The sequence below is a fragment of the Dactylosporangium sp. NPDC005572 genome (genome assembly GCF_040605515.1).
Classification (GTDB): Bacteria; Actinomycetota; Actinomycetes; order Mycobacteriales; family Micromonosporaceae; genus Dactylosporangium.
The window spans coordinates 99,454-124,939 of sequence record NZ_JBEXCY010000011.1 but is presented as its reverse complement, the minus strand read 5'-3'; the positions used below and the strand labels follow the sequence as shown (position 1 = coordinate 124,939).

Here is a 25,486-nt window from a genome sequence, read left to right as displayed (position 1 = left end):
ATCCTGCCGCACCGGTACGACGGTTTCCCCCTGGGCTTCCTGCGTACGCGGGATTCGATCGCAGAGGCTAGGCTGCTGGCGACCTGTTGCGTCCATGCATGTCACTTCGGGAGAGCCAGTGAGCACCCAGCCACCCGACCCGACGCCGACCGGAGGGTTCGCGCCGCAGCCGGGCGCCACGCCGTATGCGGCGCAGCCCCAGGCCCAGCCGGGCCTGCAGCCGACGTCGGCCCAGCCGGCCCCAGCCCAGCCCGCCGCGGCGGCCCATGCGGCCTACGCCCAGGCCCAGGCGGCGCAGGCCCAGCAGGCTTATGCCCAGGCCGCACAGGCACATGCCCAGCAGGCCTACGCCCAGCCCGGCCAGCAGCCGGCGTCGGGTCAGCCGGCCTACGCCCAGGCCGGCCAGCAGCCGGCGTCAGGTCAGCCGGCCTACGCCCAGGCCCAGCAGCCCCAGGTTCAGGCGACGACCGCGACCAGCGAGCCGAAGCCGGCCCGCCAGTTCACCGCGCCCTACCGTGAGCTCGCCACCCTGGTGCTGCTCGGCGTCGACGCGCTGTTCCTCCTGGTCGGCCTCATCCACCTGCTGACGTCGTTCACGCAGGACTTCCTGAGCAACGCGGGCGGGTCGTTCGGCACCTTCGTCTCGCTCGCGACCGTGTCGCTGCCGATCATCGCGGTGCTGCTCGCGACGCACGTCGAGCCGGCGGTGTCGCGGGCCCGCGTCGTCGTGCTGGGCGCCCTGGTCGAGTACGGGGTGTCGGCCCTGTTCGGCGTCGTGCTGCTCCTGGCCGGCCTCATCGGCGACCTGCAGACCGACGGCGTCTCCTTCGGGTTCGTGCTGGCGAGCTTCCTCGGCCGGCTGGGCATGCTGGCGCTCCTCGGCCTCGGGCTGTTCCTGGTGATCCGGGTGTACCTCGGTGCCTACGCGCCGGAGAAGCCGGTGCAGTACGCCTACCCGTACGGCCAGCCCGGCTACCCCTACGGCCAGCAGCCCGGCGCGTACCAGCAGCCCGGCTACGCGGGCGTCCAGACCACGGTGATCCCGCAGGGCTACCAGCAGCCGGGTTACCAGCAGCAGCAGCCGGCGACCGGCGGCTGGGCCAACCCGGCCGCGGGCTACGCCACCCAGAACTTCGCCGCGCAGCCGGCGCAGCCGGTCCAGCCGGTCCAGCCGACCTCGACCGGCGCGCCCGCGTTCGCCGCCCCGACCTCGGGCGCCCCGGCGCAGCCGGCCCAGCCGGCCCAGCCCACGTCGACGGGCGCCCCGGCGTACACGGCCCCGGCGTCGACCGCGCCGAGCTTCGGCGCCCCGCCCGTCGCGGCCCCGACCGGGACCGAGCCGAGCTCGGCGCCCCCGCTGAGCTCGCCGTTCGCCACCTACACGGCGTCGACCGCGAGCGCTGACGCGCCGGTCTCGGCGTCCCCGGCCGACACCGGGCCGTCGACCCCGCCGCAGGGCTTCGCCGCCGCGGGCTGGCCGGGCGGCACGTCGACGCACCCGGCCGCGGCGGCGGAGGCCGCCGAGGGCGAGGCCGCGTCGCCGTTCGGCAAGACGGGCGCCTTCCCGGAGGCGGAACCGCAGGCCGTGCCGCAAGCCGAGCCGCAGGCCGTGGAGCAGACGGACGACCCGGGCAGCGAGCCGGCCGCCACGTTCAGCCCGGCGGTGGCCGACCCGGGCAGCGAGCCGACCGCAACGTTCACCCCGGCGGCGGCCGACCCCGACGCCACCGCGGCCTTCACCCCGCCGGCGACCCCGCCGGCTGCCCCGCCGGCCGCCGACCCCGACGCCACCGCGGCCTTCATCCCGCCGGCGGCCCCGCCGGCCGCCGACCCCGACGCGACGGCCAGGTTCGAGGCGCCGGTCCAGGACGCGCCCAAGCCGGCCGAGGACGGCGACGACACCCAGCGCACGCAGGTCATCCCGCCGCGCGACTGACCCGCTGCCGCCGGGCGGGCGCCACACCGGCCACCCGCCCGGCGGCAAGGGGACTAAGTCACATCCGAGGTGCGCGTTCATCCGCCCGGCGGCGGCATACGCTGCAAGGCGTGACGTCTCCAGTCAGCAGTACCGAGGGCAACGCGATGCGGCGGGCCCTGCGCCGGGCGGCCGACGGTCGCCCGCTCGACGAGACCGAGGCGGCCGTCCTGCTCGCGGCCCGCGGCCCGGCGCTCGACGACCTGCTGGCGATCGCCGGCCACGTGCGCGACGCCGGCCTGGCCGACGCGGGACGCCCGGGCGTCGTGACCTACTCCCGGAAGGTCTTCATCCCGCTCACCCGCCTGTGCCGGGACCGCTGCCACTACTGCACGTTCGCGACCGTGCCGCACCGGCTGCCGAGCGAGTACCTGGAGATCGACGAGGTCCTGGAGATCGCCCGCGAGGGCGCCAAGCAGGGCTGCAAGGAAGCGCTGTTCACCCTCGGCGACCGCCCCGAGGAGCGCTGGCCCCAGGCCAAGCGCTGGCTCGACGAGCGCGGCTACGACTCCACCCTCGACTACCTGCGGGCCTGCGCGGTGGCGGTGCTGGAGGAGACCGGCCTGCTGCCCCACCTCAACCCGGGCGTGCTGTCCTGGGCCGAGCTCCAGCGGCTCAAGCCGGTCGCGCCGAGCATGGGCATGATGCTGGAGACGACCGCGACCCGCCTGTGGTCCGAGCCCGGCGGCCCGCACTACGGCTCGCCCGACAAGGAGCCCGCCGTCCGCCTGCGCGTGCTGGACGACGCCGGCCGGGTCGGCGTGCCGTTCACGACCGGCATCCTCATCGGCATCGGCGAGACGCTCGGCGAACGGGCGGAGTCGCTGTTCGCGATCCGCCGGACCATGCGGGAGTACGGTCACATCCAGGAGGTCATCGTCCAGAACTTCCGCGCCAAGCCGGACACGGCGATGCGCGGGATGCCGGACGCGGAGCTGCAGGACCTCGCGGCCACGATCGCCGTCGCCCGCCTGGTGCTCGGCCCGAAGGCGCGGCTCCAGGCGCCGCCGAACCTCATCGACCAGGAGTACACCCTCCTGCTCAAGGCCGGCATCGACGACTGGGGCGGCGTCTCACCCGTCACGCCCGACCACGTCAACCCCGAGCGCCCGTGGCCCGCCATCGACGAGCTCGCCCGGCGCAGCGCCGAGGCCGGCTTCACGCTGCGGGAGCGGCTCACGATCTACCCGGAGTACGCGCGGCGCGGCGTCCCGTGGATCGACGCCCGCGTGGCCGGCCACCTCGCCGCCCTCATGGACCCGGAGACGGGCCTGGCCGACGAGGCGAGCATGCCGGCGGGCCTGCCGTGGCAGGAGCCCGACGGCGGCTACTCGGACAGCGGCCGCACCGACCTGCACACGGCGATCGACACCGAGGGCCGCACCGAGGACCGCCGCGGCGACTTCGACACGGTGTACGGCGACTGGCAGGAGGTCGCGTCCAGGATCAAGCCGGTCGAGCGGATCGAGAGCGACGTCCACAGTGGACTGAAGCGGGCCGAGGAGGACCCGGGCAGCCTGCTCGAGCCGCAGCACGAGGCCGAGGCGCTCGCGCTGTTCAATGTGGACGGTGCCGGGCTGGAGGAGCTGACCCGGATCGCCGACGAGCTGCGCCGGCAGGCGGTCGGCGACGACATCACCTACGTCGTGAACCGGAACATCAACTTCTCCAACGTCTGCTACGTCGGCTGCCGGTTCTGCGCGTTCGCCCAGCGGGAGCGCGACGCCGACGCCTACCGGCTGTCCTACGAGCAGGTCGCCGACCGCGCCGAGGAGGCCTGGCAGGCCGGCGCGACCGAGGTCTGCATGCAGGGCGGCATCGACCCGAAGCTGCCCGTCACCGCCTACGCCGACCTGGTGCGCGCGGTGAAGGCCCGGGTCCCCGGCATGCACGTCCACGCGTTCAGCCCGATGGAGGTGGTGACCGCGGCCGCGAAGGCCGGCGTGCCGATCCGCGACTGGCTGGCGCAGCTCAAGGAGGCCGGCCTCGACACGATCCCCGGCACCGCCGCCGAGATCCTCGACGACGAGGTCCGCTGGGTGCTCACCAAGGGCAAGCTGCCCACGTCGGCCTGGGTCGAGGTGGTGAGCACGGCGCACGAGCTGGGCATCCGGTCGAGCTCGACGATGATGTACGGCCACGTCGACCACCCCGGCCACTGGCTCGGCCACTTCCGGGTGCTCGCCGGCATCCAGGACCGCACCGGCGGCTTCACCGAGTTCGTCGCCCTCCCGTTCGTCCACCACAGCGCGCCGATCTACCTCGCCGGCATCGCGCGGCCGGGCCCGACGTGGCGGGACAACCGGGCGGTGCACGCGATGGCCCGCGTCCTGCTGCACGGCCGGATCGACAACATCCAGTGCTCCTGGGTGAAGCTGGGCGACGAGGGCACCGTGGCGATGCTCCGGGGCGGCGCCAACGACCTCGGCGGCACGCTCATGGAGGAGACCATCTCCCGCATGGCCGGCTCGGAGCACGGCTCGGCCCGCACCGCGGCCGAGCTGGAGGCGATCGGCACCGCGGCCGGCCGCCCCGTCCGCCGCCGCACGACGGTCTACCAGAAGGCCTAGAACATAGGGCCATACCCGGCGGCGGCCGACGGATCACGGCCTCCGCCGGGCCCGGATCGAGCCGACATTGCGGACCGGTTTCGGCGCGTCCGGCGTGTCGCCCGTTACCTCCGGCGGGGCTGCGTCGGTATGCCTACGGCACGGGTGGAGGCGGTCGCCCAAGCGGGCCTATTTAGCAGGTTCGGCTTGACGACGCACGCATTACACGCGTGTAATTTCACCGGGGGATGTTCGCAGGGTCGGCTCAGTTAGCCACCAAGCGGACATACGGAACACCGCGCCGAGGTACTGCAACCTTGTAGGACATGCGCCTTCCGCGTGGGGGGTTGCGCCGGCATTCGTGCCGGTGCGCAAGAAGGAGGCACGCTGATGGACGGCCGACCAGTCGTGGCCGACCTGCTGGGTAACGCTCCGGAGTGGCAAGAACGCGCTTTGTGCTCGCAGACCGACCCGGAGGCCTTCTTTCCGGAGAAGGGTGGGTCCACGCGCGAGGCCAAGCGCATCTGCTCGCGCTGCGAGGTGCGGGCCGACTGCCTGGAGTACGCGCTGGGGCACGACGAGCGCTTCGGGATTTGGGGCGGGCTCTCCGAGCGTGAGCGCCGCAAGCTCAAACGACGCGCTGCCTAGTAGATCGTGAATTGCAGGAAAGGGCGTCGGCGCTGCCGGCGCCCTTTTCCGGTTAGGCGTCGAGTCACGGTTGCGCTAGGCGTCGGGCGGTATCACGCGCAGGTGCCCCCGGCGGCCGAGCGGGTGCTGCTGGTCGGTGTCCTCCCGGCGCGGAGCCGGCCGGGCCGCCTCCCGGACCGCCTCGGCGAGCGCGACGAGGTCGTCGTTGGTAGGCGGGGGCGGACCGTACTCGCCCTCGTGTCGCACCAGGTCCCAGCCGCGCGGCGCGGTGAGGCCGCGGGCGTGGGACTCGCACAGGTCGTAGGAGTGCGGTTCGGCGAACGCGGCCAGCGGGCCGACGACCGCGGTCGATTCGGCATAAACGTACGTCAACGTCGCAACGGGCTGTCGGGGGCAACCGTTGCGCGAGCATCGACGTGGGGTCCTCACGGCCGAACGGTATCGCTCCGCGGCGCTCCGCCCAACCCCGTTGCCCCGCGACACGCCGTGGTGACGCGGGCGACACGCCCGCTCGGGCGATGGGGCGGCGGGCAGTACGCTGGCTACGTGGCGAGCCCAGACCGACGACGCAGCGGACCGGGGCGGCGCGGCCGCGACCGGCATGGCCGGGGGCTGCGCGGCCGGCTCGTGCCCGCGTCGCTGCCGATGTCGCGCACCCGGGCCGAGATGTTCGACGACCTGGTCCTCGACTCGGTCGAGCAGCTCGAGCAGCGCTATGCCCAGGAGCTCGCCGGGGTCGAGTTCGCCGTCGAGGACGTGCCGCCGGAGCTCAACGTCTACGACTCCGACGTGCTGGAGGACGGCGAGGTGCCGCTGGCCCGGCTGCTGCCCGGCCGGCCCGGGCGCCACGGGGTGCCGCCGCGGATCGTGCTCTACCGCCGGCCGCTGGAGTTCCGGGCCGCCGACCACGACGACCTAGCCGACCTGGTTCACGACGTGATCATCGAGCAGGTCGCCAACCTGCTGGGCATGTCGCCCGAAGACCTGGAGGGCTAGGGCCTAGGCCCCCAGGAGCCGGGCCATCAGCGCGGCGCGGCGCGACGGGCGGCCCGAGCGGGTCTCGGCCGCGTCGGCGCTCGTCATCATCCGCAGGCTCGCGTTCACGCCCAGCCAGCGCAGCGGCTCCGGCTCCCAGCGCGGCGAGCGGTGCCCGACCCACGGCAGCGCCGTCAGCTCCGACGGCACCCCGCGGATCAGGTCGGCCAGGGTCCGCCCGGCCAGGTTCGACGTGCCGACCCCGTCGCCGACGTAGCCGCCGGCCCAGGCCAGCCCGGTCGGCGCGTCCAGACCCACGGACGCCATCCAGTCCCGGGCGATGCCGAGCGGCCCGCCCCAGGTGTGCGTGATCCGCGCGTCCCCCAGCGCCGGGAACAGCTCGAGCAGCACCCGGTGCAGCTCGGCGAAGACCCGCGGCTCCCGGTCGAACGCCGGCTCGATCGCCGAGCCGAAGTGGTACGGCGCGCCCCGGCCGCCGAACGCGAGCCGGTCGTCGGCCGTCCGCTGGCCGTAGATGATGAGGTGGCGGTGGTCCGAGAACGTCTCACGGGCGGCCAGGCCGGCCGTCGCCCAGAACGCGGCCGGCAGCGGCTCGGTGGCGACCATGAGCGAGTACACCGGCGCGATCGCCCGGCGCAGCCCCGGCAGCCGGGGCGTGAACCCCTCGGTCGCCCGCACCACGATCGGTGCCCGAACCGTCCCGTGCGGCGTCTCCACCCGGCCGGACGCGACGGCCGTCGCCGGCGTCCGCTCGTAGATGTGCACCCCGCGCCGCTCGCAGGCGGCGGCGAGGCCGCGCACCAGCCTGGCCGGCTGGATCGCCGCGCAGTGCGGCGTATACGTCCCGCCGAGCACGCCGGCCGCGCCGACCCGCCCGCTCGCCTCGGCCGCGGAGAGCAGGTCGAGCCGGATGCCGAACTCCGCGGCCTCGGCGACCTCGTGCCGGGCGCGCTCCAGCTGGACCGCGTTGCGCGCCAGCACGACCGTGCCGCCCTTGGCGTAGTCGCAGTCGATGCCCTCCTCGGCGGCGACCCGCCCGACTTCGTCCACTGTGGACTCCATCGCGGCGTTGAGGGCGAGCGCGGCGTCCCGGCCGTAGGCCCGGGCCAGGGCCGCGACCGACTTCGGGAACAGCGCCGAGCACCAGCCGCCGTTGCGGCCGCTGGCGCCGAACCCGGCGGTCTCCGCCTCCAGCACCACGACCCGCAGCGACGGGTCCGCGCGGGCCAGGTAGTAGGCGGTCCACAGCCCGGTGTACCCGGCGCCGACGATCGCCACGTCGGCCTCGCACGACCCGGGCAGCGCCGCCCGCGGCTCGACCTCCGGCAGCACCGACATCCAGAAGTTCATACGCCCTCCGCCAGCTCCCCGCGCACCAGCTGCACCGGCACGATCCCGATCGGCGGGTCCCAGCCGTCGTCCTCCGGGGACGAGTCGGGCGGCCCGGCGTTGACCTTGACCGACCACTCGTCCAGCGGCAGGGACAGCACGAGCGTCGCCGCCAGCTCCTTGGTGGACGGCGGGCGTACCACGTCCCACCGCCCGGGGACGATGTGCTCGCTGATCGCCCGCAGCGCCGGCACCTTGTCCGCAACGACCGAACACCGGCCGAGCACCATCGCCGACCGGTAGTGCATCGACGTCTCGAAGGCGCTGCGGGCCAGGACCAGGCCGTCGAGGTGTGTCACCGTGAAGCAGCACGGCACGCCGGCCGCGAGGGTGCGGAACAGCCGGCTGCCGGTGGAGCCGTGGAACAGCACGGCGTCGCCGGAGCGGCCGTACGCGACCGGGATCGCGTACGGCTGTCCATCGTGGACGAACGCCACGTGCCCGGCGACGCCGGCGTCGAGCACCGCCCGCAGCACGGCGGGGTCGGTGACCGCCAGCTCGGGCAGCCGGCGGACCCGCGTCCGGTCGGCGGCGCCGGCTACAGGCGTGCCCATGCCTCGGTCAGCACCGCGCGCAGGATCTGCTCGATCTCGGCGAACTGGGTCTCGTCGCAGATCAGCGGCGGGGCCAGCTGGATCACCGGGTCGCCCCGGTCGTCGGCCCGGCAGTAGAGGCCGGCGTCGAACAGCGCCTTCGACAGGAAGCCGCGCAGCAGCGCCTCGGACTCGACGTCGTTGAACGTCTCCTTGGTCGCCTTGTCCTTCACCAGCTCGATGCCGAAGAAGTAGCCGTCGCCCCGCACGTCGCCGACGATCGGCAGGTCGTACAGGCGCTCGAGGTACGAGCGGAAGAGGGGGGAGTTCGTGCGCACGTGCTCGTTGAGGCCTTCACGCTCGAAGATGTCGAGGTTGGCCAGCGCCACCGCGGAGCCGACCGGGTGGCCGCCGTAGGTGATGCCGTGCGCGAACCAGTTCGTGCCGGTGAGGAACGGCTCGGCGAGCTTCTCCGACGCGAGCATCGCGCCGAGCGGCACGTAGCCCGACGTGAGTCCCTTGGCGACGGTGATGATGTCCGGCTGGTACTCGTAGCGCCTGGCCCCGAAGTACTCGCCGAGCCGGCCGAACGCGCAGATCACCTCGTCGGAGACGAGCAGCACGTCGTACCGGTCGCAGATCTCGCGGACCCGCTGGAAGTACCCGGGCGGGGGCGGGAAGCAGCCGCCCGCGTTCTGCACCGGCTCCAGGTAGACGGCGGCGACCGTGTCCGGGCCCTCGAACTCGATGGCCTCGGCGATGCGGTCGGCGGCCCAGACACCGAACTGCTCCGGCGTCATCGACTCGTCGGGGCGCCGGTAGTAGTTGGTGTTCGGCACCCGGAACGCGCCGGGGACGAGCGGCTCGAAGTCCTGCTTCAGCACCGGGATGCCGGTGATCGACAGGGCGCCCATCGACGTGCCGTGGTAGGCGATGGAGCGGGACAGCACCTTGGTCTTCATCGGCTTGCCGGTGCGCTTGAAGTACGAGCGGGCGAGCTTCCACGCGCTCTCCACCGCCTCCGAGCCGCCGGTGGTGAAGAAGACCCGGTTGAGGTCACCCGGGGTGAGGTCGGCCAGCCGGTCGGCCAGTTCGATGGCCTTCGGGTGCGCGTACGACCAGAGCGGGAAGTAGGCGAGCTCGGAGGCCTGCTTGGCCGCGGCGTCGGCGAGCTCGTGCCGGCCGTGGCCGGTCTGCACCACGAACAGGCCGGCCAGCCCGTCGAGGTACCGCTTGCCGTTGCTGTCGTAGATGTAGGGCCCGTCGCCCCGCACGATGACCGGCACCGGGGCGTCCCGGTACGCCGACAGGCGGGTGAAGTGCATCCAGAGGTGGTCGCGAGCAGCGTCGTCGAGCTGCTGGTCGTTCATCGGGTCCCCCACGCATAGGTCTGCTTGGCGAGCTTGAGATAGACGAAGGTCTCCGTGGCCGTCACGCCAGGGATGCTCCGGATCGTGTCGTTGAGTAGGTCGAGCAGGTGTTCGTCGTCAGTGCACACCATCTCGGCGAGCAGGTCGTAGCCTCCGGCGCAGATCACCACGTAGTCGATCTCGGGCACCGCCGCGAGGGACTTCGCGACCGGCCGCAGATCACCCTCGACCTTGATCCCGACCATCACCTGCCGCGCGAAGCCCAGCGTCAGGGGATCGGTGACCGCCACGATCTGCATGACACCGGTGTCGAGCAGCCGCTGCACGCGCTGGCGGACCGCCGCCTCGGAGAGGCCGACGACCTTGGCCAGCGCCGCGTACGACATCCGGCCGTCACGCTGCAACTGCTCGATGATGCGCTTGTTGACGTCGTCGAGGACTGGGTCGGTCACATGTGGATTCTTGCCCAAGACCCAGGGGTTGGCAACTAATTCCATGGCTGGTCAACGGCAGATCTGCGGAATCGTTTGGGGTACTGAAGGTCGGTTTTCCGTGCCAGACTGGCGGCCCCGGTTTCGGCGAGGTGACAGCCGTAACCTCGGCTTGACCAGGTAGCGCTTTTCGTTGTGCGACCCGATCGTGACGACGGAATCCCTTGTGAGCGATGGCACCGCGTGTCAGGATCAGTCGTCGGTTCACCGCCCCCCAGAAGTGTGCACCGGCATCGAGATCCATAGGAGCCCCCCGTGCGAAACCCCTCTCGCCCGCCGCTCTCCCCTGAAGCGGCCGCGATCCTGAATGCCACCGGACTCTCGCGCCGCACGCTGATGCGTGGCTTCCTGGCCGGCGGGGCGTTCATGGCGGCCGGTGGTGCGCTCGCGGCCTGCGGTACCGCACCCGCGAAGAAGCCCGACGCGAGCAGCAGCCCGTCGTGCGTCGGGACGGACGTCTCGGCGACCGAGAAGAAGCTCAACTGGTCCAACTGGCCGCTCTACATCGACGTCGACGAGAACGACGAGAAGAAGCGCCCGTCGATCGACGCCTTCACCGCGAAGACCGGCATCGCCGTGACGTACACCGAGGACGTCAACGACAACAACGAGTTCTTCGGCAAGGTCCGCAACCAGCTGCAGGCCTGCCAGTCGATCGACCGCGACGTCATGGTGCTCACCGACTGGATGGCCTCGCGCGTCGTCGGCCTCGGCTGGACGCAGGCGTTCGACCCGGCCAAGACCCCCAACTTCGGCAAGAACGTCCTCGCCTCGCTGCGCAACCGGCCGTGGGACAAGGACATGAACCACGCGGCGCCGTGGCAGTCCGGCCTCACCGGCCTGGCCTACAACGGCAAGGTGACCAAGGAGATCCGCACGCTCGACGAGCTGCTGACCCGCCCCGACCTCAAGGGCAAGGTCGCCGTGCTCACCGAGATGCGCGACACCGTCGGCCTGGTGCTGCTGTCGATGGGCAAGGACCCGGCCAATGTCACCGACGCCGACTTCGACGCGGCGATCGAGAAGCTCAAGAAGGCCGTCGACTCCGGCCAGATCCGCAAGTTCACCGGCAACGACTACAAGGAGGACCTCGCCAAGGGCGACCTCGCCGCGTGTGTGGCCTGGTCCGGCGACGTCATCCAGCTGGCCGCCGAGGACGAGAACATCAAGTTCGTCACGCCCGACGAGGGCCTGATGCTCTGGTCGGACAACATCCTGATCCCGTCCACGGCGACCCACAAGGCCAACGTCGAGCAGCTCATCGACTACTACTACGACCCGAAGGTCGCCGCCCAGGTCGCCGCGTCCGTCAACTACATCTGCCCGGTGCAGGGTGCGCAGGAGGCGATGCAGCAGGTCGACCCGGAGCTGGCCGACAACCCGCTCATCTTCCCCGACGCGGACACGCTGAAGAAGGTCCACTCCTTCAAGGCGCTGACCGAGGCCGAGGACAAGAAGTACGCCGAGAAGTTCGAGTCTGTTTCGGGAGCCTGATACATGGCCGAGCAGCACAGTGGTGCCAGCGGCGCCGACCTCAACCTGGTCGGCGTGACCAAGCGGTTCGGGGCCTTCACGGCGGTCGACGACCTCACCCTGACGGTGCCCCGGGGGTCGTTCTTCGCGCTCCTCGGCGCGTCCGGGTGCGGCAAGACGACCACGTTGCGGATGATCGCCGGCCTCGAGGAGCCGACGGCTGGCCGGGTGATGCTCGGCGACCAGGACGTGACCCGGTTGCGGCCCTACAAGCGGCCGGTGAACACGGTGTTCCAGTCCTATGCGCTGTTCCCGCACCTCTCCATCGCGGACAACGTCTCGTTCGGCCTGCGCCGGCGCGGCGTGAAGCAGTACGCCGACCAGGTGGAGCGCATGCTCCACCTGGTCGAGATGGACGGCTTCGGCAAGCGGCGGCCGGCCCAGCTCTCCGGCGGCCAGCAGCAGCGCGTCGCGCTGGCCCGGGCGCTCATCAACCACCCGCAGGTGCTGCTGCTCGACGAGCCGCTCGGCGCGCTCGACCTCAAGCTGCGCCGGCAGATGCAGGTGGAGCTCAAGCGGATCCAGACCGAGGTCGGGATCACGTTCGTCCACGTCACCCACGACCAGGAGGAGGCCATGACGATGGCCGACACGGTCGCGGTGATGAACGCGGGGAAGATCGAGCAGCTCGGCTCGCCCGTGGAGATGTACGACTTCCCCGGTACCGCGTTCGTGGCGAACTTCCTCGGCCAGTCGAACCTGCTCGCCGGTACCGTCAGCGGCCGCAACGGCGACGACGTGCTCGTCGAGGCGTACGGCGGCCGCTACTCGGTGCCCGCCGCGCGGGCCCGGGCCGCCGACGGCACGGTCTGGCTCGGCGTGCGGCCGGAGAAGCTGCACGTCGGCACCGAGCTGCCGGCCGGCCACCAGGGCGTGCGGGGGATCGTGACCGACTCGTCGTACATGGGCGTCAGCACGCAGTACCTGGTCCGCGCCGAGTGGGGCGACGAGTTCACCGTCTTCGTGCCGAACCAGGGCGTCTCGGCGCCGCTCGCCGTGGCCAGCGAGGTGACGGTGTCCTGGCGGCCCGAGCACGCGTTCCTGCTCAGCCGCCCGGCGGGCGAGACGCACGCTCCGGTCGTGGATGCCGAAGAAGTACCGGCATGAGCGCGCTCGGGCAACTGGGCGCGGGGACGGGGCCGGCGCCGGAGCTGCACAAGCCGCGCAAGAGCTGGCTGCCCTACCTGCTGCTGCTGCCCGGCGGCCTCTGGCTCATCGTGTTCTTCGCGGTACCGGCGATCCAGCTCTTCGCGACCAGCCTCTACGACCCCGAGGGGTCGCTGGAGAACGGCTACGTGATGACCTGGCACTTCGCCAACTACTCCGACGCCGTCCAGGAGTACCTGCCGCACTTCGGGCGCTCCATCGGCTACGCCGCGCTCACCACCGCCATCTCCCTGCTGGTCGGCTACCCGCTCGCCTACGCGATCGCGGTCAAGGGCGGCCGGTGGAAGAACGTGCTGCTCATCTGCGTCATCGCGCCGTTCTTCACCAGCTTCCTGATCCGCACGCTGGCCTGGAAGGTGATCCTCTCCGACGGCGGCTGGGTCGTGTCGACGCTGAACTGGCTGCACGTGCCGCTGCCCGACGGGCGGCTGCTGGCGACCACCCCCGCCGTGATCGCCGGCCTGGTCTACAACTTCCTGCCGTTCATGGTGCTCCCGCTGTACGCCAGCCTGGAGAAGCTCGACCCGCGCCTGGTCGAGGCGGCCGGCGACCTCTACGCCCGGCCGGTGGCCCGCTTCACCCGCGTGATCCTGCCGCTGTCCATGCCCGGCGTCGTGGCCGGCACGCTGCTGACGTTCATCCCCGCCGCCGGCGACTACATCAACGCGCAGCTGCTCGGGACGAACCGGCAGTACATGATCGGCAACGTCATCCAGTCGAAGTTCCTGCGTGTCGGCGACTACCCCGCCGCCGCCGCGCTCTCGTTCACCCTCATGGCGGCGATCCTCGTGCTGGTCTTCGTCTACGTCCGCCGCGCCGGAACCGACGAGGTGCTGTGATGGTCCACCGCCTCCGCCGCCTCGTCGCCGACCACTGGGTGATGGCGATCGGCCTGCTCGTGCTCCTGTACCTCTTCGTGCCGATCGCCGTGGTCGCCGCCATGTCGTTCCGGGACGCCGGCCGCAACGCGCCCTACACGCTGCAGAACTACAAGTTCACCTGGGACCACTGGGCGAACCCGTTCGGTACCGCCGGCATCGGCGACGCCTTCTGGACGAGCATCGCGATCGCGCTCATCTCCACCCTGGTCGCGACCGTGCTCGGCACGCTGATGTCGTTCGCGCTGGCCCGGCACCGCTTCCGCGGCCGGGCCGCCACCAACACCCTCATCTTCCTGCCGATGGCGACGCCCGAGATCGTGATGGGCTCGTCGCTGCTGGCGCTGTTCGTCGCGTCGGGCGTGCAGCTCGGCTTCTGGACGATCGTCATCGCGCACGTCATGTTCTGCCTGTCCTTCGTGGTCGTCACGGTGAAGGCCCGCCTGTCCGGGCTCGACCCGCGGCTGCAGGAGGCGGCGATGGACCTCTACGCCAACGAGACGCAGACGTTCCTGCGGATCACGCTGCCGCTGGTCATGCCGGGCATCGTGGCGGCGGCGCTGCTGTCGTTCTCGCTGTCGTTCGACGACTTCATCGTCACGAACTTCAACTCCGGCACCGTCGTGACGTTCCCGATGTTCGTCTGGGGCGCGTCGCAGCGCGGCATCCCGCCGCAGATCAACGTGATCGGCACGGCGATGTTCCTCATCTCGTTCCTGATCGTCCTCGTCGGACAGCTGCCGCGACTGCGCCGGAAGGCCTGACATGCGACTGCTCATCGTCGGGGCCGGCGGCGTCGGCACCGCGGCCGTGCGCATCGCCGCCCGCCGCGCGTTCTTCGAACACTGCGTGGTCGCCGACTACTCGCTGGAGCGCGCCCAGGCGGCGGTGGCCGCCACGGACGACCCGCGCTTCATCGCCGCCCGGCTCGACGCGTCGTCGGCGGCGGAGGTCGCCGAGCTGTGCCGGTCGCTGACGATCACCCACGTGCTCAACGCGGTCGACCCGCGCTTCGTCATGCCCATATTCGACGGCGCGTTCGACGCCGGGGCGCACTACCTCGACATGGCGATGTCGCTGTCCCGGCCGCACCCGACCCGGCCCTACGAGCTGACCGGCGTGAAGCTCGGCGACGAGCAGTTCGCCGCGTCCGACGCGTGGGCCGGCGCCGGGCGGCTGGCGCTGTGCGGCATGGGCGTCGAGCCCGGGCTGTCGGACGTCTTCGCGCGGTACGCCGCCGACCACCTCTTCGCCGAGGTGCACGACGTCGGCGTCCGCGACGGCTCCGACCTGGTCGTCGAGGGGTATGACTTCGCTCCGTCGTTCTCCATCTGGACCACGATCGAGGAGTGCCTGAACCCGCCGGTGGTCTACGAGAAGAACCGCGGCTGGTACGTCACGCGCCCGTTCTCGGAGCCGGAGATCTTCGACTTCCCGGCCGGCATCGGGCCCGTCGAGTGCGTGAACGTGGAGCACGAGGAGGTGCTGCTCATCCCGCGCTGGGTCGACGCCCGGCGGGTGACGTTCAAGTACGGCCTGGGCAACGAGTTCATCGAGGTCCTCAAGACCATCCACAAGCTCGGCCTGGACGCCACGGCGAAGGTCCGCGTCGGCGGCGTCGAGGTCTCGCCGCGGGACGTGGTCGCCGCGTGCCTGCCCGACCCGGCGACGCTCGGCGACCGCATGCACGGCAAGACCTGCGCCGGCACCTACGTCACCGGCCTCGGCCGCGACGGCCGCCCCCGCGCCACCTACCTCTACCACGTCGTCGACAACGCCTGGACGATGCGCGAGTACGGCTCGCAGGCCGTGGTCTGGCAGACCGCCATCAACCCGGTCGTGGCGCTGGAGCTGCTCGCCGACGGCACCTGGTCGGGCCGCGGGGTGCTGGGCCCGGAGGCGCTGCCGGCGAAGCCGTTCCTCGACCTGCTCACCGCGTACGGCTCGCCGTGGGGTATCCAGGAGAAATGACCCGTTCATGACCCGTTACGGCCCGATGTTCGGCCCCGACATCACGTTCCTGGGCGTGCCTCCCTGCGATCTGTCCGACTCCGGGAGCTTTGCGGACGCGGACGTCGTCATCCTCGGCGCCCCCTTCGACGGCGGCACCTCGCACCGGCCGGGCACCCGCTTCGGCCCGCAGGCCATCCGGCAGGCGTGCTACCTGCCGCACGACGGCTCTCGCCCGTCCCTCGCCCTGCGCGTCGACGCGCTGCAGGACCTGCGGGTGGTGGACGCCGGCGACGTCGAGATGTTCTCCGGCGACGCGGCCGCCTCGGTCGCCGCCCTCGAAGCCGCCGTCCACGCCGTCGCAGCCGCCGGCGCGATCCCGGTCGTCCTCGGCGGCGACCACACGATCGCCTGGCCCGACGCCACGGGCGTGGCCCGCAAGCTCGGCTTCGGCCGCGTGTCGATGGTCCACTTCGACGCGCACGCCGACACGGGCGACACCGAGTTCGGCTCGCTGATCGGCCACGGCCAGCCGATGCGCCGCCTGATCGACTCCGGCGCCGTGCGCGGCGACCGCTTCCTCCAGATCGGCCTGCGCGGCTACTGGCCCGGCCCGCAGACGCTGTCCTGGATGGCCGAGCAGCGGATGCGCTCGTACGAGATGACCGAGATCGTGGCCCGCGGCCTGGACGAGTGCCTGACCGAGGCGTTCGAGATCGCGGTCGACGACTGCGACGGCGTGTTCCTCTCGGTCGACGTGGACGTGGTCGACCCGGGGATGGCCCCCGGCACCGGTACCCCGGAGCCGGGCGGCCTGACGTCCCGCCAGCTGCTGGACGCGGTCCGCCGGTGCTGTTACGAGCTGCCGGTCGTCGGCGTGGACGTGGTCGAGGTCAGCCCGCCCTACGACCACGCCGAGATCACGGCCTACCTGGCCAACCGCGTCGTCCTGGAGGCGCTGTCCGCCCTGGCCAGACGCCGCCGCGGCGACGCCTGGGACCCCCACCAGCCCCTCCTCGACGCCCGCCAGCCCCCGCCGCCGCCCGGGCCGCCCGGGCCGTGATCACGTAGAGAAGTTGTCGCCGGGGTCGGGTTTGGGGCTGCGCCACGGGAGGCTGGGCCATGATCCCGAAGACTTGTTGTATCCAGGGGTACCAGAAGTCTTCGCGGTCCTGGTCGGTGGTGGCAACAACTCTTCGAGATCATGCTGTTCGGCGGTCCGGTGTGTCTGTGGTCGCCGGCTGGGCTTGCCGGCTGGGCTTGCCGGCTGGGCTTGCCGCAATGCCGCTCAGGAGGCGGCCGGCAGCGCCGATCGGTTCCGCCGAGCCGCCCCGCGTGGTCTCCTCCGCGATCTTGGAGTTGTGGTCCCGACCATGTACGGCCATGTCGGGCAATTCGCGGACCACAACTCCAAGATCGACGAGGGAGGGCTGGGGGGACGGTATGGCGCGACGGGGCGCGGCGGGCTACCCGAGGGCCGTCAGCTCCTCCGGGGTCAGCAGGCGGGAGCGGATCAGGAAGCGGACGCCCTCCGGGGCCTCCAGGGAGAAGCCGCTGCCGCGGCCCGGGACCACGTCGACGGTGAGGTGGGTGTGCCGCCACAGCTCGAACTGCGACCGGGACATCCAGAACGTCACCGGCTCGTCGACGCCGTCGACGCGCAGCGACGCGAGCAGGACGTCGGAGGACCCGGTGCGGAACTCGCCCTCCAGGTAGCACATCGGGGAGCTGCCGTCGCAGCAGCCGCCCGACTGGTGGAACATCAGCGGCCCGTGGGTGCCCCGCAGCGACCGGATCAGCTCGGCCGCCGCTGGGGTCACCGCCACCCGCTCCATCAGAAGAAGCCCAGCTTGTTCGGGGAGTAGCTGACCAGCAGGTTCTTCGTCTGCTGGTAGTGCTCCAGCATCATCTTGTGGTTCTCCCGGCCGATGCCGGACTGCTTGTACCCGCCGAACGCGGCGTGCGCCGGGTAGGCGTGGTAGCAGTTCGTCCACACCCGGCCGGCCTGGATCGCCCGGCCCGCCCGGTAGGCGAGGTTGACGTCGCGGGTCCAGACGCCGGCGCCGAGGCCGTAGAGCGTGTCGTTGGCGATCTTGATCGCGTCGGCGACGTCGGCGAACGAGGTCACCGACACCACCGGGCCGAAGATCTCCTCCTGGAAGATGCGCATCGCGTTGTCGCCCTCGAAGACCGTCGGCTGGACGTAGTAGCCGCCCGACAGCTCGCCGCCGAGGTCGGCCCGCTCGCCGCCGATGCGTACCTTGGCGCCCTCCTGGCGGCCGATGTCGAGGTACGACAGGATCTTCTCCAGCTGGTCGTTGGAGGCCTGCGCGCCGATCATCGTGTCCGTGTCGAGCGGGTGGCCCTGCTTGATGGCCCGCACGCGCTCGACGGCGGCGTCCATGAAGGTGGCGTAGTGGCCCTGCTGGACGAGCGCGCGGGACGGGCAGGTACAGACCTCGCCCTGGTTGAGGGCGAACATGGTGAACCCTTCGAGCGCCTTGTCGTAGAAGGCGTCGTCGGCCGAGCTCACGTCGTCGAAGAAGATGTTCGGGCTCTTGCCGCCGAGCTCCAGCGTCACCGGCTTGATGTTCTCGCTGGCGTACTGCATGATCAGCCGCCCGGTCGTGGTCTCTCCGGTGAACGCGACCTTCGCGACCCGCGGGCTGCTGGCCAGGGGTTTGCCGGCCTCGACGCCGAAGCCGTTGACGATGTTGACCACGCCCGGCGGCAGCAGGTCGGCGATGAGGCCCATGAGGACGTGGATCGAGGCCGGCGTCTGCTCGGCCGGCTTGAGCACCACCGCGTTGCCGGCGGCGAGCGCCGGTGCCAGCTTCCAGGTGGCCATGAGCAGCGGGAAGTTCCACGGGATGATCTGCGCGACGACGCCGAGCGGCTCGTGGAAGTGGTAGGCGACGGTGTCGTCGTCGAGCTCGCCGATACTGCCCTCCTGCGCCCGGACGGCGCCGGCGAAGTACCGGAAGTGGTCGACCGCGAGCGGCAGGTCGGCGGCCAGGGTCTCCCGGACCGGCTTGCCGTTCTCCCAGGTCTCGACGACGGCCAGCCGCTCGAGGTTCGCCTCGATCCGGTCGGCGATCTTGTTGAGGATGTTGGCCCGCTCGGCGACCGGGGTGCGGCCCCACGCGTCGGCGGCGCCGTGGGCGGCGTCGAGGGCGAGCTCCACGTCCTCGGCGGTGCCGCGGGCGATCTCGGTGAACGTCTGCCCGGTGACGGGGGTGGGGTTCTCGAAGTACTGGCCGCGGGCGGGCTTGACGTATTCGCCGCCGATCCAATGGTCGTAGCGGGACTCGAAGTCGGGGGCTTCGTATCGGGTCATCGATGACCTCCCAGGTTCGGCGCCCGCCGGCGGTGGCGGGCGGCCTGGGCGGACGCTAACGCCGGGGAGGTTGCAACGACGTTGCGCCGAACTCGGCGGCCAGCTGCCCGATGCGGTCGAGGACCAGCGGCAGGCGCGGCGAGCCGGCCGGCAGGGCGGCGGCCAGCGCCTCCCACATCCACAGGTCGTCGCCGCCCCAGCTGGACCCGGTCCAGGCGGTGAGCAGGGCCGGGTCGCCGGCGGCCCGGACCCCGGCCCGCAGCTGCCCCTCGACGAGCCGGCGCAGCCGCACGATGCCGGGCGCCTCCGAGGCGGGCAGCAGCGGCCCCCGGTAGGCGGCGAGCGCGCCGCCGACGTCGCCCCGCGCGAGCCGGTCGAGCACGCCCTGGAAGTCGGCGGAGACGATCTCGCGGATCCGGTACGGGCGGGAGTCGAGCAGGGCCGGGCCGACCAGCCGGCGGAGACGGGACAGCTCGGCCCGCAGGGTGACCGGGTTGAGCAGCTCGTCGCCGTAGAGGTCGAGGCCGAGCCGCTCGCCGGTGCACCCCTCGGGGTGCTGGAGCAGCACGACGAGCAGCTCGCTGTGCCGCCGGCTGAGCTTGCGGGCCCGGCCGTGGACGGTCAGCATCGCCTCGTCGCGGCCCAGCCCGGTGAAGGTGACGGTCGCCGGCGGGGCGGCGGTGGCGAGGTGGGCCTCGGCGGCGCGGGCGGTCGCCCGGACCAGCGCCAGGCTGTGCGGGTTGGCCAGGTGGTCGCCGCCGGTCACGTCGATCGCGCCGAGCAGCCGCCCGGTGTGCGGGTCGTGGATCGGGGCGGCCGAGCAGGTCCAGCGCTGCACCCGGCGGCTGAAGTGCTCGGTGGCGAAGATCTGTACCGCGTGGTCGACCGCGACCGCGGTGCCGGGCGCATTGGTGCCGGCGTGGGACTCGTCCCAGCGCGCGCCGGGGACGAAGTTCATCCGCTCGGCCTGGCGCAGCACGGCCGGGTGCCCCTCGACCCACAGCAGGCGGCCCCGCTCGTCGCAGATCGCCATGAGATGGTCGCCGTCCTCGGCGATCGCGCCGAGCAGGTCGCGGACCAGCGGGAGCGTCCGGCGCAGGGGATGGGCCTCGCGGTACTCCTCGAGCTCGGCGTCGGTGAGCTCGACCGGCGCCGTCGCATACGGGTCGAGCCGGGCGGCGGCGCTGCGCCGCCACGAGTCGGCGACGACGCCGCGCACCTGGTCGCCGATGGCTCCGGCGGCGAGGAAACCGTCCCACGCCCGCCCGTTCAGGCGGATCCGCTCGAGCGGATCCGCACCGGTGCGCAGCGCGAGCCACGGGTCGGCCATGGACCCATAGTGGCCCGCGCCACACACCAGCGCCAGGGGTCAGCCGAGCGCGGACTCCAGCCGGTCGAGGGCCCGGCCCAGGGTCTCGTCGTCCATGACCAGCGGCGGGAGGAAGCGGATCACGTTGGAGTACGTGCCGCAGGTCAGCAGCAGCAGGCCCGCCTCGTGGGCCGCCTTCTGGATCGCCGCCGTCCGGGCCGGGTCCGGGGTGGCGCCCAGCGGGGCGCCCCGGCCGTGGACGCGCTCCGCGGTCAGGGTGCCGGGCGTCGCCGAGCCGGGCACCACGATCTCCATGGCCAGCATGGCGCCGCGACCGCGGACGTCGCCGACGAACGGGTGCTTGCCGGCGAGGTCCCGCAGGCGCGGGAGCATCACCGACTCGATCCGCCGGGCGGCGGCGTTGAGGTCCAGCTCCCGCATGGTCTCGATCGAGGCCAGGGCGGCGGCGCAGGCGATCGGGTTGCCGCCGTACGTGCCGCCCAGGCCGCCCGGGTGGACCGCGTCCATGACCGTGGCGCGGCCGGTGACCGCGGCCAGCGGGAGGCCGCCGGCGATGCCCTTCGCGGTCGTGACCAGGTCGGGCTCGACGCCCTCGAACGTCGAGGCGAACCAGTCGCCGGTACGGCAGAAGCCCGTCTGGATCTCGTCGGCGACGAACAGCGCGCCCGCGCCGCGGGCCCAGGCGGCCAGCGACGACAGGAAGCCCGGCGCGGGCACCACGAAGCCGCCCTCGCCCTGGATGGGCTCGATGAGCACGGCGGCCACCTGGTCGGCGCCGACCTGCTTCTCGATGGTGTTGATCGCCAGGGCCGCCGCGTCCGGGCCGGACAGCCCGTCGCGGAACGGGTACGACATCGGGACCCGGTAGACCTCCCCGGCGAACGGCCCGAAGCGGTGCTTGTAGGGCATCGACTTCGCGGTCAGGGCCATCGTCAGGTTGGTCCGGCCGTGGTAGGCGTGGTCGAACACCACGACCGCCGGCCGCCCGGTGGCGTGCCGGGCGATCTTCACCGCGTTCTCGACCGCCTCGGCGCCCGAGCTGAACAGCGCCGAGCGCTTCTCGAACGCGCCCGGGGTGAGCGCGTTCAACTGCTCGCAGACGGCGACGTAGCTCTCGTACGGCGCGATCATGAAGCAGGTGTGGGTGAACCGCTCGGCCTGGCGCCGCACGGCCTCGACGACCCGCGGGGCCGAGTTGCCGACGTTGGTGACGGCGATGCCGGCCGCCAGGTCGATCCACTCGCGACCGTCCACGTCGGACAGCGTGCCGCCCGCCGCGTGATCCACATAGGACGTGATCATGCTGCTCACGCCGCGGGCGACGGCGGCGGTGCGGCGCTTGTGCAGGTCTGAGGACAGCGACATCACAGCTCGAAATTGTGCATGACGTGCTTCACCCGGGTGTAGTCCTCCAGCCCGTACATCGACAGGTCCTTGCCGTAGCCCGACTGCTTGAAGCCGCCGTGGGGCATCTCGGCGACGATCGGGATGTGCGTGTTGACCCATACGCAGCCGAAGTCGAGGCGCCGGGTCATCCGCATCGCGCGGCCGTGGTCGCGGGTCCAGACCGACGACGCCAGCCCGTACTCGACGCCGTTGGCCCAGCGGACCGCCTCGTCCTCGTCGCTGAACCGCTGCACGGTGATGACCGGGCCGAACACCTCGTCCTGGATGATCTCGTCGTCCTGGCGCAGGCCGGAAACGACCGTCGGCGAGTAGAAGTAGCCCCGGTCGCCGACCCGGGCGCCGCCGGCGTCGACCGAGGCGTGGCCGGGGAGCCGCTCGATGAAGCCGCCGACCCGGGCCAGCTGGTTGGCGTTGTTGAGCGGGCCGAAGAGGATGTCCTCGTCGTCCGGCGCGCCGGTCTTCGTCGCCGCGGCCTGCTCGCTGAGCGCGGCCACGAAGTCGGCGTAGATGCCCGGGCCGGCGAGCACGCGGGTGGCCGCGGTGCAGTCCTGGCCGGCGTTGAAGTACCCGGCGACGGCGATCGCCTCGGCGGCCGCCGCGAGGTCGGCGTCGTCGAAGACCACGACCGGCGCCTTGCCGCCGAGCTCCAGGTGGGTGCGCTTGAGCGACGGCGCGGCGGCGGCCGCCACCTCGCGGCCGGCGCGGACCGAGCCGGTGATCGAGACGAACTGCGGCGTCGGGTGGTTGACCAGGGCCCGGCCCGTCTCCCGGTCGCCGGTGACGACGTTGAGCACGCCCGGCGGCAGGAACTCGGCGGCCAGCTCGGCCAGCAGCAGCGTCGAGACCGGGGTCGTGTCCGACGGCTTGAGCACGACGGTGTTGCCGGCGGCGAGCGCCGGGGCGATCTTCCAGACCGCCATCATGAGCGGGTAGTTCCACGGCGTGACCTGCGCGCAGACGCCGATCGGCTCGCGGCGCACGTAGCTGGTGTGGCCCTTCATGTACTCGCCGGCGGACTTGCCCTCGAGGACCCGGGCGGCGCCCGCGAAGAAGCGGATCTGGTCGATCGCCGGCGGGAGCTCGTCGCTGGCGGTCAGGGCCCGCGGCTTGCCGGTGTTGCGGACCTCGGCGTCGATGATCTCGGCGGCCCGGTCCTCCATGGCGTCGGCGAGCTTCAGCAGCGCGCGCTGGCGCTCCGACGGCGTCGCGTCGCGCCAGGTCTCGAACGCCTTGGCGGCGGCCTTCACGGCCCGGTCGACGTCCTCGGCGCCGGACACCGGCGCGGAGGCGAAGACCTCGCCGGTCGCCGGGTCGATCAGGTCGGAATAACGGCCGTCAACGGGATCCACCTGGGCGCCGTCGACGAAGTTCTGCAGTTGTTTGGTCATGTGTCCACTCCTTTGAGTGCCGGCAGCCACATCTTTCCATCGAATCCGCAGTGCACAACCCCTTGAGCAACTGTTTCCGCGCCGTAAACGGGCATAGGATTGAGATCGTGACCCCGTTCTACATCGCCGGTCGCCCGGCCACCAGCGACGACGTCGTCGACATCCGGCATCCCTACGATGGGCGGGTCGTCGGTGGTACCGCATATGCCACCCCCGACCAGGTCGAGACCGCCGTCGCCGCGGCGGCCGCGGTCGCCCCGGAGGCCGCCGCGCTGCCGGCGAGCGCCCGGGCCGCGGCCCTCGACCACGTGAGCGGGCGGCTCAAGGAGCGCGCCGAGGAGGTCGCCCGGCTGATCACCGCCGAGAACGGCAAGCCGATGAAGTGGTCGCGCGGCGAGGTCGGCCGCGCGGTCTCGACGTTCCGCTGGGCGGCCGAGGAGGCCCGCCGCTTCTCCGGCAGCGTGCAGCGGCTCGACACCGACCCCGCCGCGACCGGCCGCATCGCGTTCGTGAAGCGGGTCCCGCGCGGGCCGGTGCTCGGCATCTCGCCGTTCAACTTCCCGCTCAACCTGGTCGCCCACAAGGTCGCGCCGGCGCTCGCGGTCGGCGCGCCGATCGTGCTCAAGCCGGCCCCGGCCACGCCGCTGAGCGCGCTGCTGCTCGGCGAGATCCTGGCCGAGACCGACCTGCCCGAGGGCATGTGGTCGGTCGTGCCGGTGCCCAACGACCGGGCCGCCGCGCTGGTCGCCGACCCGCGGCTGCCCGTCGTGTCGTTCACCGGCTCCGGCCCGGTCGGCTGGCAGATCCGCGACGCGGTGCCGCGCAAGCACGTCACGCTGGAGCTCGGCGGCAACGCGGCGGTCGTCGTCTGCGCCGACTGGGACGATCTCGACTGGGCCGCGACCCGCATCGCCACCTTCTCCAACTACCAGGCCGGGCAGAGCTGCATCGCCGTCCAGCGGGTGTACGTCCACGAGCGGCACTACGACGCCCTGGCCGACAAGCTGGTCGCCGCCGTCGAGGCGCAGCGCACCGGCGACCCGTCCGACGACGCCACCGACGTGGGCCCGCTCATCAGCGCGGCGGCCGCGGAGCGGGTCGAGGCGTGGGTCAACGAGGCTGTCGCGGCCGGCGGGAAGCTGCTCACGGGCGGGGTGCGCGACGGCGCCGCCTACGCCCCCACCGTCCTGGCCGGCGCGCCCGTCTCCACGAAGGTCGTCGCCGAGGAGGTCTTCGGCCCCGTGCTCGTCCTGGAGCGGATCGCCTCGGACGAGGAGGGCTTCGCCGCCGTCAACGACTCGCAGTACGGGCTCCAGGCCGGCGTCTTCACCCGCCGGCTCGACCGGGCGTTCGAGGCGCACCGGGTGCTCGACGTCGGCGGCGTCATCGTCGGCGACGTGCCGAGCTACCGGGCCGACCAGATGCCGTACGGCGGGTCGAAGGCCAGCGGCGTCGGCCGCGAGGGCCTGGCCTCCGCGATGGCCGACTACACCGAGGAACGGGTGATGGTGCTCACGGGCCTGCAGCTGTAGCTACTCCCACCCCGGACGGGGCTCGTCGGCCGCCGAACCCGGCGGCCGGACGGCCTCGCTGAGCGACGGGTCGAACACGTCCGGTTCGATGAAGATGAAGCACTCGTAGCTCAGCTCCTCCCGGACCCGAGCCTCGGCCCGGTTGATCGCCTGCGCCACATGGCCCATCGGCTCGTCGGCCCGCACCGCCACCTTGGCCGCGATGAGCAGCTGGTCGGGGCCCAGGTGCATGGTCCGAAGGTGGATCATGCGCTCGACCAGCGGCTCCCGCTCGATCGCCGCCTCGATGCGGTGCAGTGTGGCGTTGTCGGCCGACTCGCCGATGAGCAGGCTGCGCATCCGCTGCGACAGGGTGATCGAGATGACCACGAGCAGCGCGCCGATCGCGAGCGTCCCGGCCGCGTCCCAGCGCCCGTCGCCGGTGACGACCGCGAGGGTGATGCCTACCAGGGCGAACGTGAGGCCGGTCAGCGCGCCGAAGTCCTCGGCCAGCACGACCGGCAGCTCGGGGGAGCGGGTGGTCCTGATGAACCGCAGCCACGGCAGCCCGCGCCGGGACGGCTGGGCCTCGTGGACGGCGGTGCGCAGCGAGAAGCTCTCCAGCACGATCGAGACCCCGAGCACCGCGAACGCCCAGACCGGCGACTCGACCGGCGTCGGGTCGTGCAGCTTCTCGTACCCCTCGAACAGCGCGAACACGCCGCCGACCAGGAAGATCACCAGCGTGACGAGGAAGCCGTAGAAGTACCGGAAGCGGGCGTAGCCGAACGGGTGCAGCTGGCTGGCGCGCTGCCGGGCCCGGCGCCCGCCGACGAGCAGCAGCACCTGGTTGGCGGTGTCCGCCACCGAGTGCACCGCCTCGGCCAGCAGCGAGGACGACCCGGTGAACACGAAGGCGACGAACTTGCTGAGCGCAATACCGAGGTTGGCGGCCAGCGCTGCGACGATCGCCCGGATTTCGGCCATGATTCATCCTGCACCACAAGCGTTACGGGATCTCACCACCGCTACTC

The 25,486-nt window shown here is 72.1% G+C and carries 22 protein-coding genes; 11 read left to right on the top strand and 11 right to left on the bottom strand.

The window, feature by feature from the left end; all coding sequences use genetic code 11:
• Nucleotides 1–118: 118 nt before the first annotated feature.
• From ABZS66_RS08915 to ABZS66_RS08905, 3 genes are all read left to right on the top strand, one after another.
• On the top strand, nucleotides 119–1,936 hold the full coding sequence (locus ABZS66_RS08915; RefSeq protein WP_354756538.1) for a hypothetical protein: 1,818 nt from the start codon (nucleotides 119–121) through the stop codon (nucleotides 1,934–1,936).
• A 146-nt stretch (nucleotides 1,937–2,082) separates the two neighbouring features.
• Complete coding sequence (locus ABZS66_RS08910) at nucleotides 2,083–4,545, top strand: bifunctional FO biosynthesis protein CofGH (protein WP_354756553.1); 2,463 nt, start codon at nucleotides 2,083–2,085, stop codon at nucleotides 4,543–4,545.
• A 369-nt stretch (nucleotides 4,546–4,914) separates the two neighbouring features.
• A complete protein-coding gene (locus ABZS66_RS08905; protein WP_033364663.1) occupies nucleotides 4,915–5,172 on the top strand; it encodes a WhiB family transcriptional regulator in 258 nt (85 codons plus the stop codon).
• Nucleotides 5,173–5,247: 75 nt separating this feature from the next.
• Here ABZS66_RS08905 and ABZS66_RS08900 read toward each other — a convergent pair whose 3' ends face one another.
• Entirely contained in the window at nucleotides 5,248–5,601 is a 354-nt protein-coding gene (locus tag ABZS66_RS08900) for a DUF3499 domain-containing protein (protein WP_354756537.1), read from the bottom strand.
• A 117-nt stretch (nucleotides 5,602–5,718) separates the two neighbouring features.
• Here ABZS66_RS08900 and ABZS66_RS08895 point away from each other — a divergent pair, with 117 nt between their 5' ends.
• Complete coding sequence (locus ABZS66_RS08895; protein ID WP_190251376.1) at nucleotides 5,719–6,168, top strand: metallopeptidase family protein; 450 nt, start codon at nucleotides 5,719–5,721, stop codon at nucleotides 6,166–6,168.
• 3 nt (nucleotides 6,169–6,171) lie between these two features.
• Here the strand turns inward: ABZS66_RS08895 and ABZS66_RS08890 are convergent, their stop codons facing one another.
• The 4 genes from ABZS66_RS08890 to ABZS66_RS08875 are packed head-to-tail and all read right to left on the bottom strand — an operon-like array spanning nucleotide 6,172 to nucleotide 9,957.
• Nucleotides 6,172–7,518 carry an FAD-binding oxidoreductase gene (locus ABZS66_RS08890; protein WP_354756536.1) on the bottom strand — a complete coding sequence of 449 codons (1,347 nt, stop codon included), beginning with the start codon at nucleotides 7,516–7,518 and terminating at the stop codon, nucleotides 6,172–6,174.
• Nucleotides 7,515–8,111 (bottom strand): pyridoxamine 5'-phosphate oxidase family protein, encoded by a 597-nt coding sequence (locus ABZS66_RS08885; RefSeq protein WP_354756535.1) that lies wholly within the window; start codon nucleotides 8,109–8,111, stop codon nucleotides 7,515–7,517. Before ABZS66_RS08885 ends, ABZS66_RS08890 begins: the two co-directional genes overlap by 4 nt.
• Nucleotides 8,096–9,460: an aspartate aminotransferase family protein gene (locus tag ABZS66_RS08880; protein ID WP_354756552.1), complete on the bottom strand. Its 1,365-nt coding sequence runs from the start codon at nucleotides 9,458–9,460 to the stop codon at nucleotides 8,096–8,098. Before ABZS66_RS08880 ends, ABZS66_RS08885 begins: the two co-directional genes overlap by 16 nt.
• Complete coding sequence (locus ABZS66_RS08875) at nucleotides 9,457–9,957, bottom strand: Lrp/AsnC family transcriptional regulator (protein WP_354756534.1); 501 nt, start codon at nucleotides 9,955–9,957, stop codon at nucleotides 9,457–9,459. Before ABZS66_RS08875 ends, ABZS66_RS08880 begins: the two co-directional genes overlap by 4 nt.
• 249 nt (nucleotides 9,958–10,206) lie before the next feature.
• Between ABZS66_RS08875 and ABZS66_RS08870 the strand changes: the two genes are divergently transcribed.
• The 6 genes from ABZS66_RS08870 to speB are packed head-to-tail and all read left to right on the top strand — an operon-like array spanning nucleotide 10,207 to nucleotide 16,542.
• Nucleotides 10,207–11,445, top strand: coding sequence for a spermidine/putrescine ABC transporter substrate-binding protein (locus ABZS66_RS08870; protein WP_354756533.1), 1,239 nt, complete (start codon nucleotides 10,207–10,209; stop codon nucleotides 11,443–11,445).
• Nucleotides 11,446–11,448: 3 nt separating this feature from the next.
• Entirely contained in the window at nucleotides 11,449–12,591 is a 1,143-nt protein-coding gene (locus tag ABZS66_RS08865; RefSeq protein WP_354756532.1) for an ABC transporter ATP-binding protein, read from the top strand.
• On the top strand, nucleotides 12,588–13,490 hold the full coding sequence (locus ABZS66_RS08860) for an ABC transporter permease (RefSeq protein ID WP_354756531.1): 903 nt from the start codon (nucleotides 12,588–12,590) through the stop codon (nucleotides 13,488–13,490). The genes ABZS66_RS08865 and ABZS66_RS08860 overlap by 4 nt, the downstream gene beginning before the upstream one ends.
• Entirely contained in the window at nucleotides 13,490–14,293 is an 804-nt protein-coding gene (locus ABZS66_RS08855) for an ABC transporter permease (RefSeq protein ID WP_354756530.1), read from the top strand. Before ABZS66_RS08860 ends, ABZS66_RS08855 begins: the two co-directional genes overlap by 1 nt.
• Nucleotide 14,294: 1 nt before the next feature.
• Nucleotides 14,295–15,500 (top strand): saccharopine dehydrogenase C-terminal domain-containing protein, encoded by a 1,206-nt coding sequence (locus ABZS66_RS08850; RefSeq protein ID WP_354756529.1) that lies wholly within the window; start codon nucleotides 14,295–14,297, stop codon nucleotides 15,498–15,500.
• Nucleotides 15,501–15,507: 7 nt separating this feature from the next.
• Entirely contained in the window at nucleotides 15,508–16,542 is a 1,035-nt protein-coding gene (speB, locus tag ABZS66_RS08845; RefSeq protein WP_354756528.1) for an agmatinase, read from the top strand.
• Between the two features lie 403 nt (nucleotides 16,543–16,945).
• Here the strand turns inward: speB and ABZS66_RS08840 are convergent, their stop codons facing one another.
• Genes ABZS66_RS08840 through ABZS66_RS08820 form a run of 5 tightly spaced genes read right to left on the bottom strand, consistent with a single transcriptional unit; the run spans nucleotide 16,946 to nucleotide 22,941 of the window.
• Nucleotides 16,946–17,317, bottom strand: a complete 372-nt coding sequence (locus ABZS66_RS08840; protein ID WP_354756551.1) for a DUF779 domain-containing protein — start codon at nucleotides 17,315–17,317, stop codon at nucleotides 16,946–16,948.
• Nucleotides 17,314–18,816 (bottom strand): aldehyde dehydrogenase, encoded by a 1,503-nt coding sequence (adh, locus tag ABZS66_RS08835; protein ID WP_354756527.1) that lies wholly within the window; start codon nucleotides 18,814–18,816, stop codon nucleotides 17,314–17,316. The genes ABZS66_RS08840 and adh overlap by 4 nt, the downstream gene beginning before the upstream one ends.
• 55 nt (nucleotides 18,817–18,871) lie before the next feature.
• Nucleotides 18,872–20,146, bottom strand: coding sequence for a GAF domain-containing protein (locus ABZS66_RS08830; protein WP_354756526.1), 1,275 nt, complete (start codon nucleotides 20,144–20,146; stop codon nucleotides 18,872–18,874).
• 39 nt (nucleotides 20,147–20,185) lie between these two features.
• A complete protein-coding gene (gene gabT, locus ABZS66_RS08825) occupies nucleotides 20,186–21,511 on the bottom strand; it encodes a 4-aminobutyrate--2-oxoglutarate transaminase (RefSeq protein ID WP_354756525.1) in 1,326 nt (441 codons plus the stop codon).
• The gene (locus tag ABZS66_RS08820) at nucleotides 21,511–22,941 is read right to left on the bottom strand and encodes a gamma-aminobutyraldehyde dehydrogenase (RefSeq protein WP_354756524.1); all 1,431 of its coding nucleotides are present in this window, start codon (nucleotides 22,939–22,941) and stop codon (nucleotides 21,511–21,513) included. Before ABZS66_RS08820 ends, gabT begins: the two co-directional genes overlap by 1 nt.
• 98 nt (nucleotides 22,942–23,039) lie before the next feature.
• Between ABZS66_RS08820 and ABZS66_RS08815 the strand changes: the two genes are divergently transcribed.
• Nucleotides 23,040–24,473 carry an aldehyde dehydrogenase family protein gene (locus ABZS66_RS08815; protein WP_354756550.1) on the top strand — a complete coding sequence of 478 codons (1,434 nt, stop codon included), beginning with the start codon at nucleotides 23,040–23,042 and terminating at the stop codon, nucleotides 24,471–24,473.
• On the opposite strand, the gene ABZS66_RS08810 is transcribed toward ABZS66_RS08815, so the two are convergent.
• The gene (locus ABZS66_RS08810) at nucleotides 24,474–25,439 is read right to left on the bottom strand and encodes a cation diffusion facilitator family transporter (protein ID WP_354756523.1); all 966 of its coding nucleotides are present in this window, start codon (nucleotides 25,437–25,439) and stop codon (nucleotides 24,474–24,476) included.
• Between the last annotated feature and the right edge of the window lie 47 nt (nucleotides 25,440–25,486).

What these genes read in the sequence shown, in the direction of transcription:
- ABZS66_RS08830 (WP_354756526.1), bottom strand. Translation starts at nt 20,146, where the DNA reads ATGGCCGACCCGTGGCTCGCGCTGCGCACCGGTGCGGATCCGCTCGAG.
- ABZS66_RS08820 (WP_354756524.1), bottom strand. Translation starts at nt 22,941, where the DNA reads ATGACCAAACAACTGCAGAACTTCGTCGACGGCGCCCAGGTGGATCCC.
- ABZS66_RS08875 (WP_354756534.1), bottom strand. Translation starts at nt 9,957, where the DNA reads ATGGAATTAGTTGCCAACCCCTGGGTCTTGGGCAAGAATCCACATGTG.
- ABZS66_RS08865 (WP_354756532.1), top strand. Translation starts at nt 11,449, where the DNA reads ATGGCCGAGCAGCACAGTGGTGCCAGCGGCGCCGACCTCAACCTGGTC.
- ABZS66_RS08810 (WP_354756523.1), bottom strand. Translation starts at nt 25,439, where the DNA reads ATGGCCGAAATCCGGGCGATCGTCGCAGCGCTGGCCGCCAACCTCGGT.
- ABZS66_RS08885 (WP_354756535.1), bottom strand. Translation starts at nt 8,111, where the DNA reads ATGGGCACGCCTGTAGCCGGCGCCGCCGACCGGACGCGGGTCCGCCGG.
- ABZS66_RS08855 (WP_354756530.1), top strand. Translation starts at nt 13,490, where the DNA reads ATGGTCCACCGCCTCCGCCGCCTCGTCGCCGACCACTGGGTGATGGCG.
- ABZS66_RS08890 (WP_354756536.1), bottom strand. Translation starts at nt 7,518, where the DNA reads ATGAACTTCTGGATGTCGGTGCTGCCGGAGGTCGAGCCGCGGGCGGCG.
- gabT (WP_354756525.1), bottom strand. Translation starts at nt 21,511, where the DNA reads ATGTCGCTGTCCTCAGACCTGCACAAGCGCCGCACCGCCGCCGTCGCC.
- ABZS66_RS08910 (WP_354756553.1), top strand. Translation starts at nt 2,083, where the DNA reads ATGCGGCGGGCCCTGCGCCGGGCGGCCGACGGTCGCCCGCTCGACGAG.
- ABZS66_RS08850 (WP_354756529.1), top strand. Translation starts at nt 14,295, where the DNA reads ATGCGACTGCTCATCGTCGGGGCCGGCGGCGTCGGCACCGCGGCCGTG.
- ABZS66_RS08905 (WP_033364663.1), top strand. Translation starts at nt 4,915, where the DNA reads ATGGACGGCCGACCAGTCGTGGCCGACCTGCTGGGTAACGCTCCGGAG.
- ABZS66_RS08880 (WP_354756552.1), bottom strand. Translation starts at nt 9,460, where the DNA reads ATGAACGACCAGCAGCTCGACGACGCTGCTCGCGACCACCTCTGGATG.
- ABZS66_RS08860 (WP_354756531.1), top strand. Translation starts at nt 12,588, where the DNA reads ATGAGCGCGCTCGGGCAACTGGGCGCGGGGACGGGGCCGGCGCCGGAG.
- speB (WP_354756528.1), top strand. Translation starts at nt 15,508, where the DNA reads ATGACCCGTTACGGCCCGATGTTCGGCCCCGACATCACGTTCCTGGGC.
- adh (WP_354756527.1), bottom strand. Translation starts at nt 18,816, where the DNA reads ATGACCCGATACGAAGCCCCCGACTTCGAGTCCCGCTACGACCATTGG.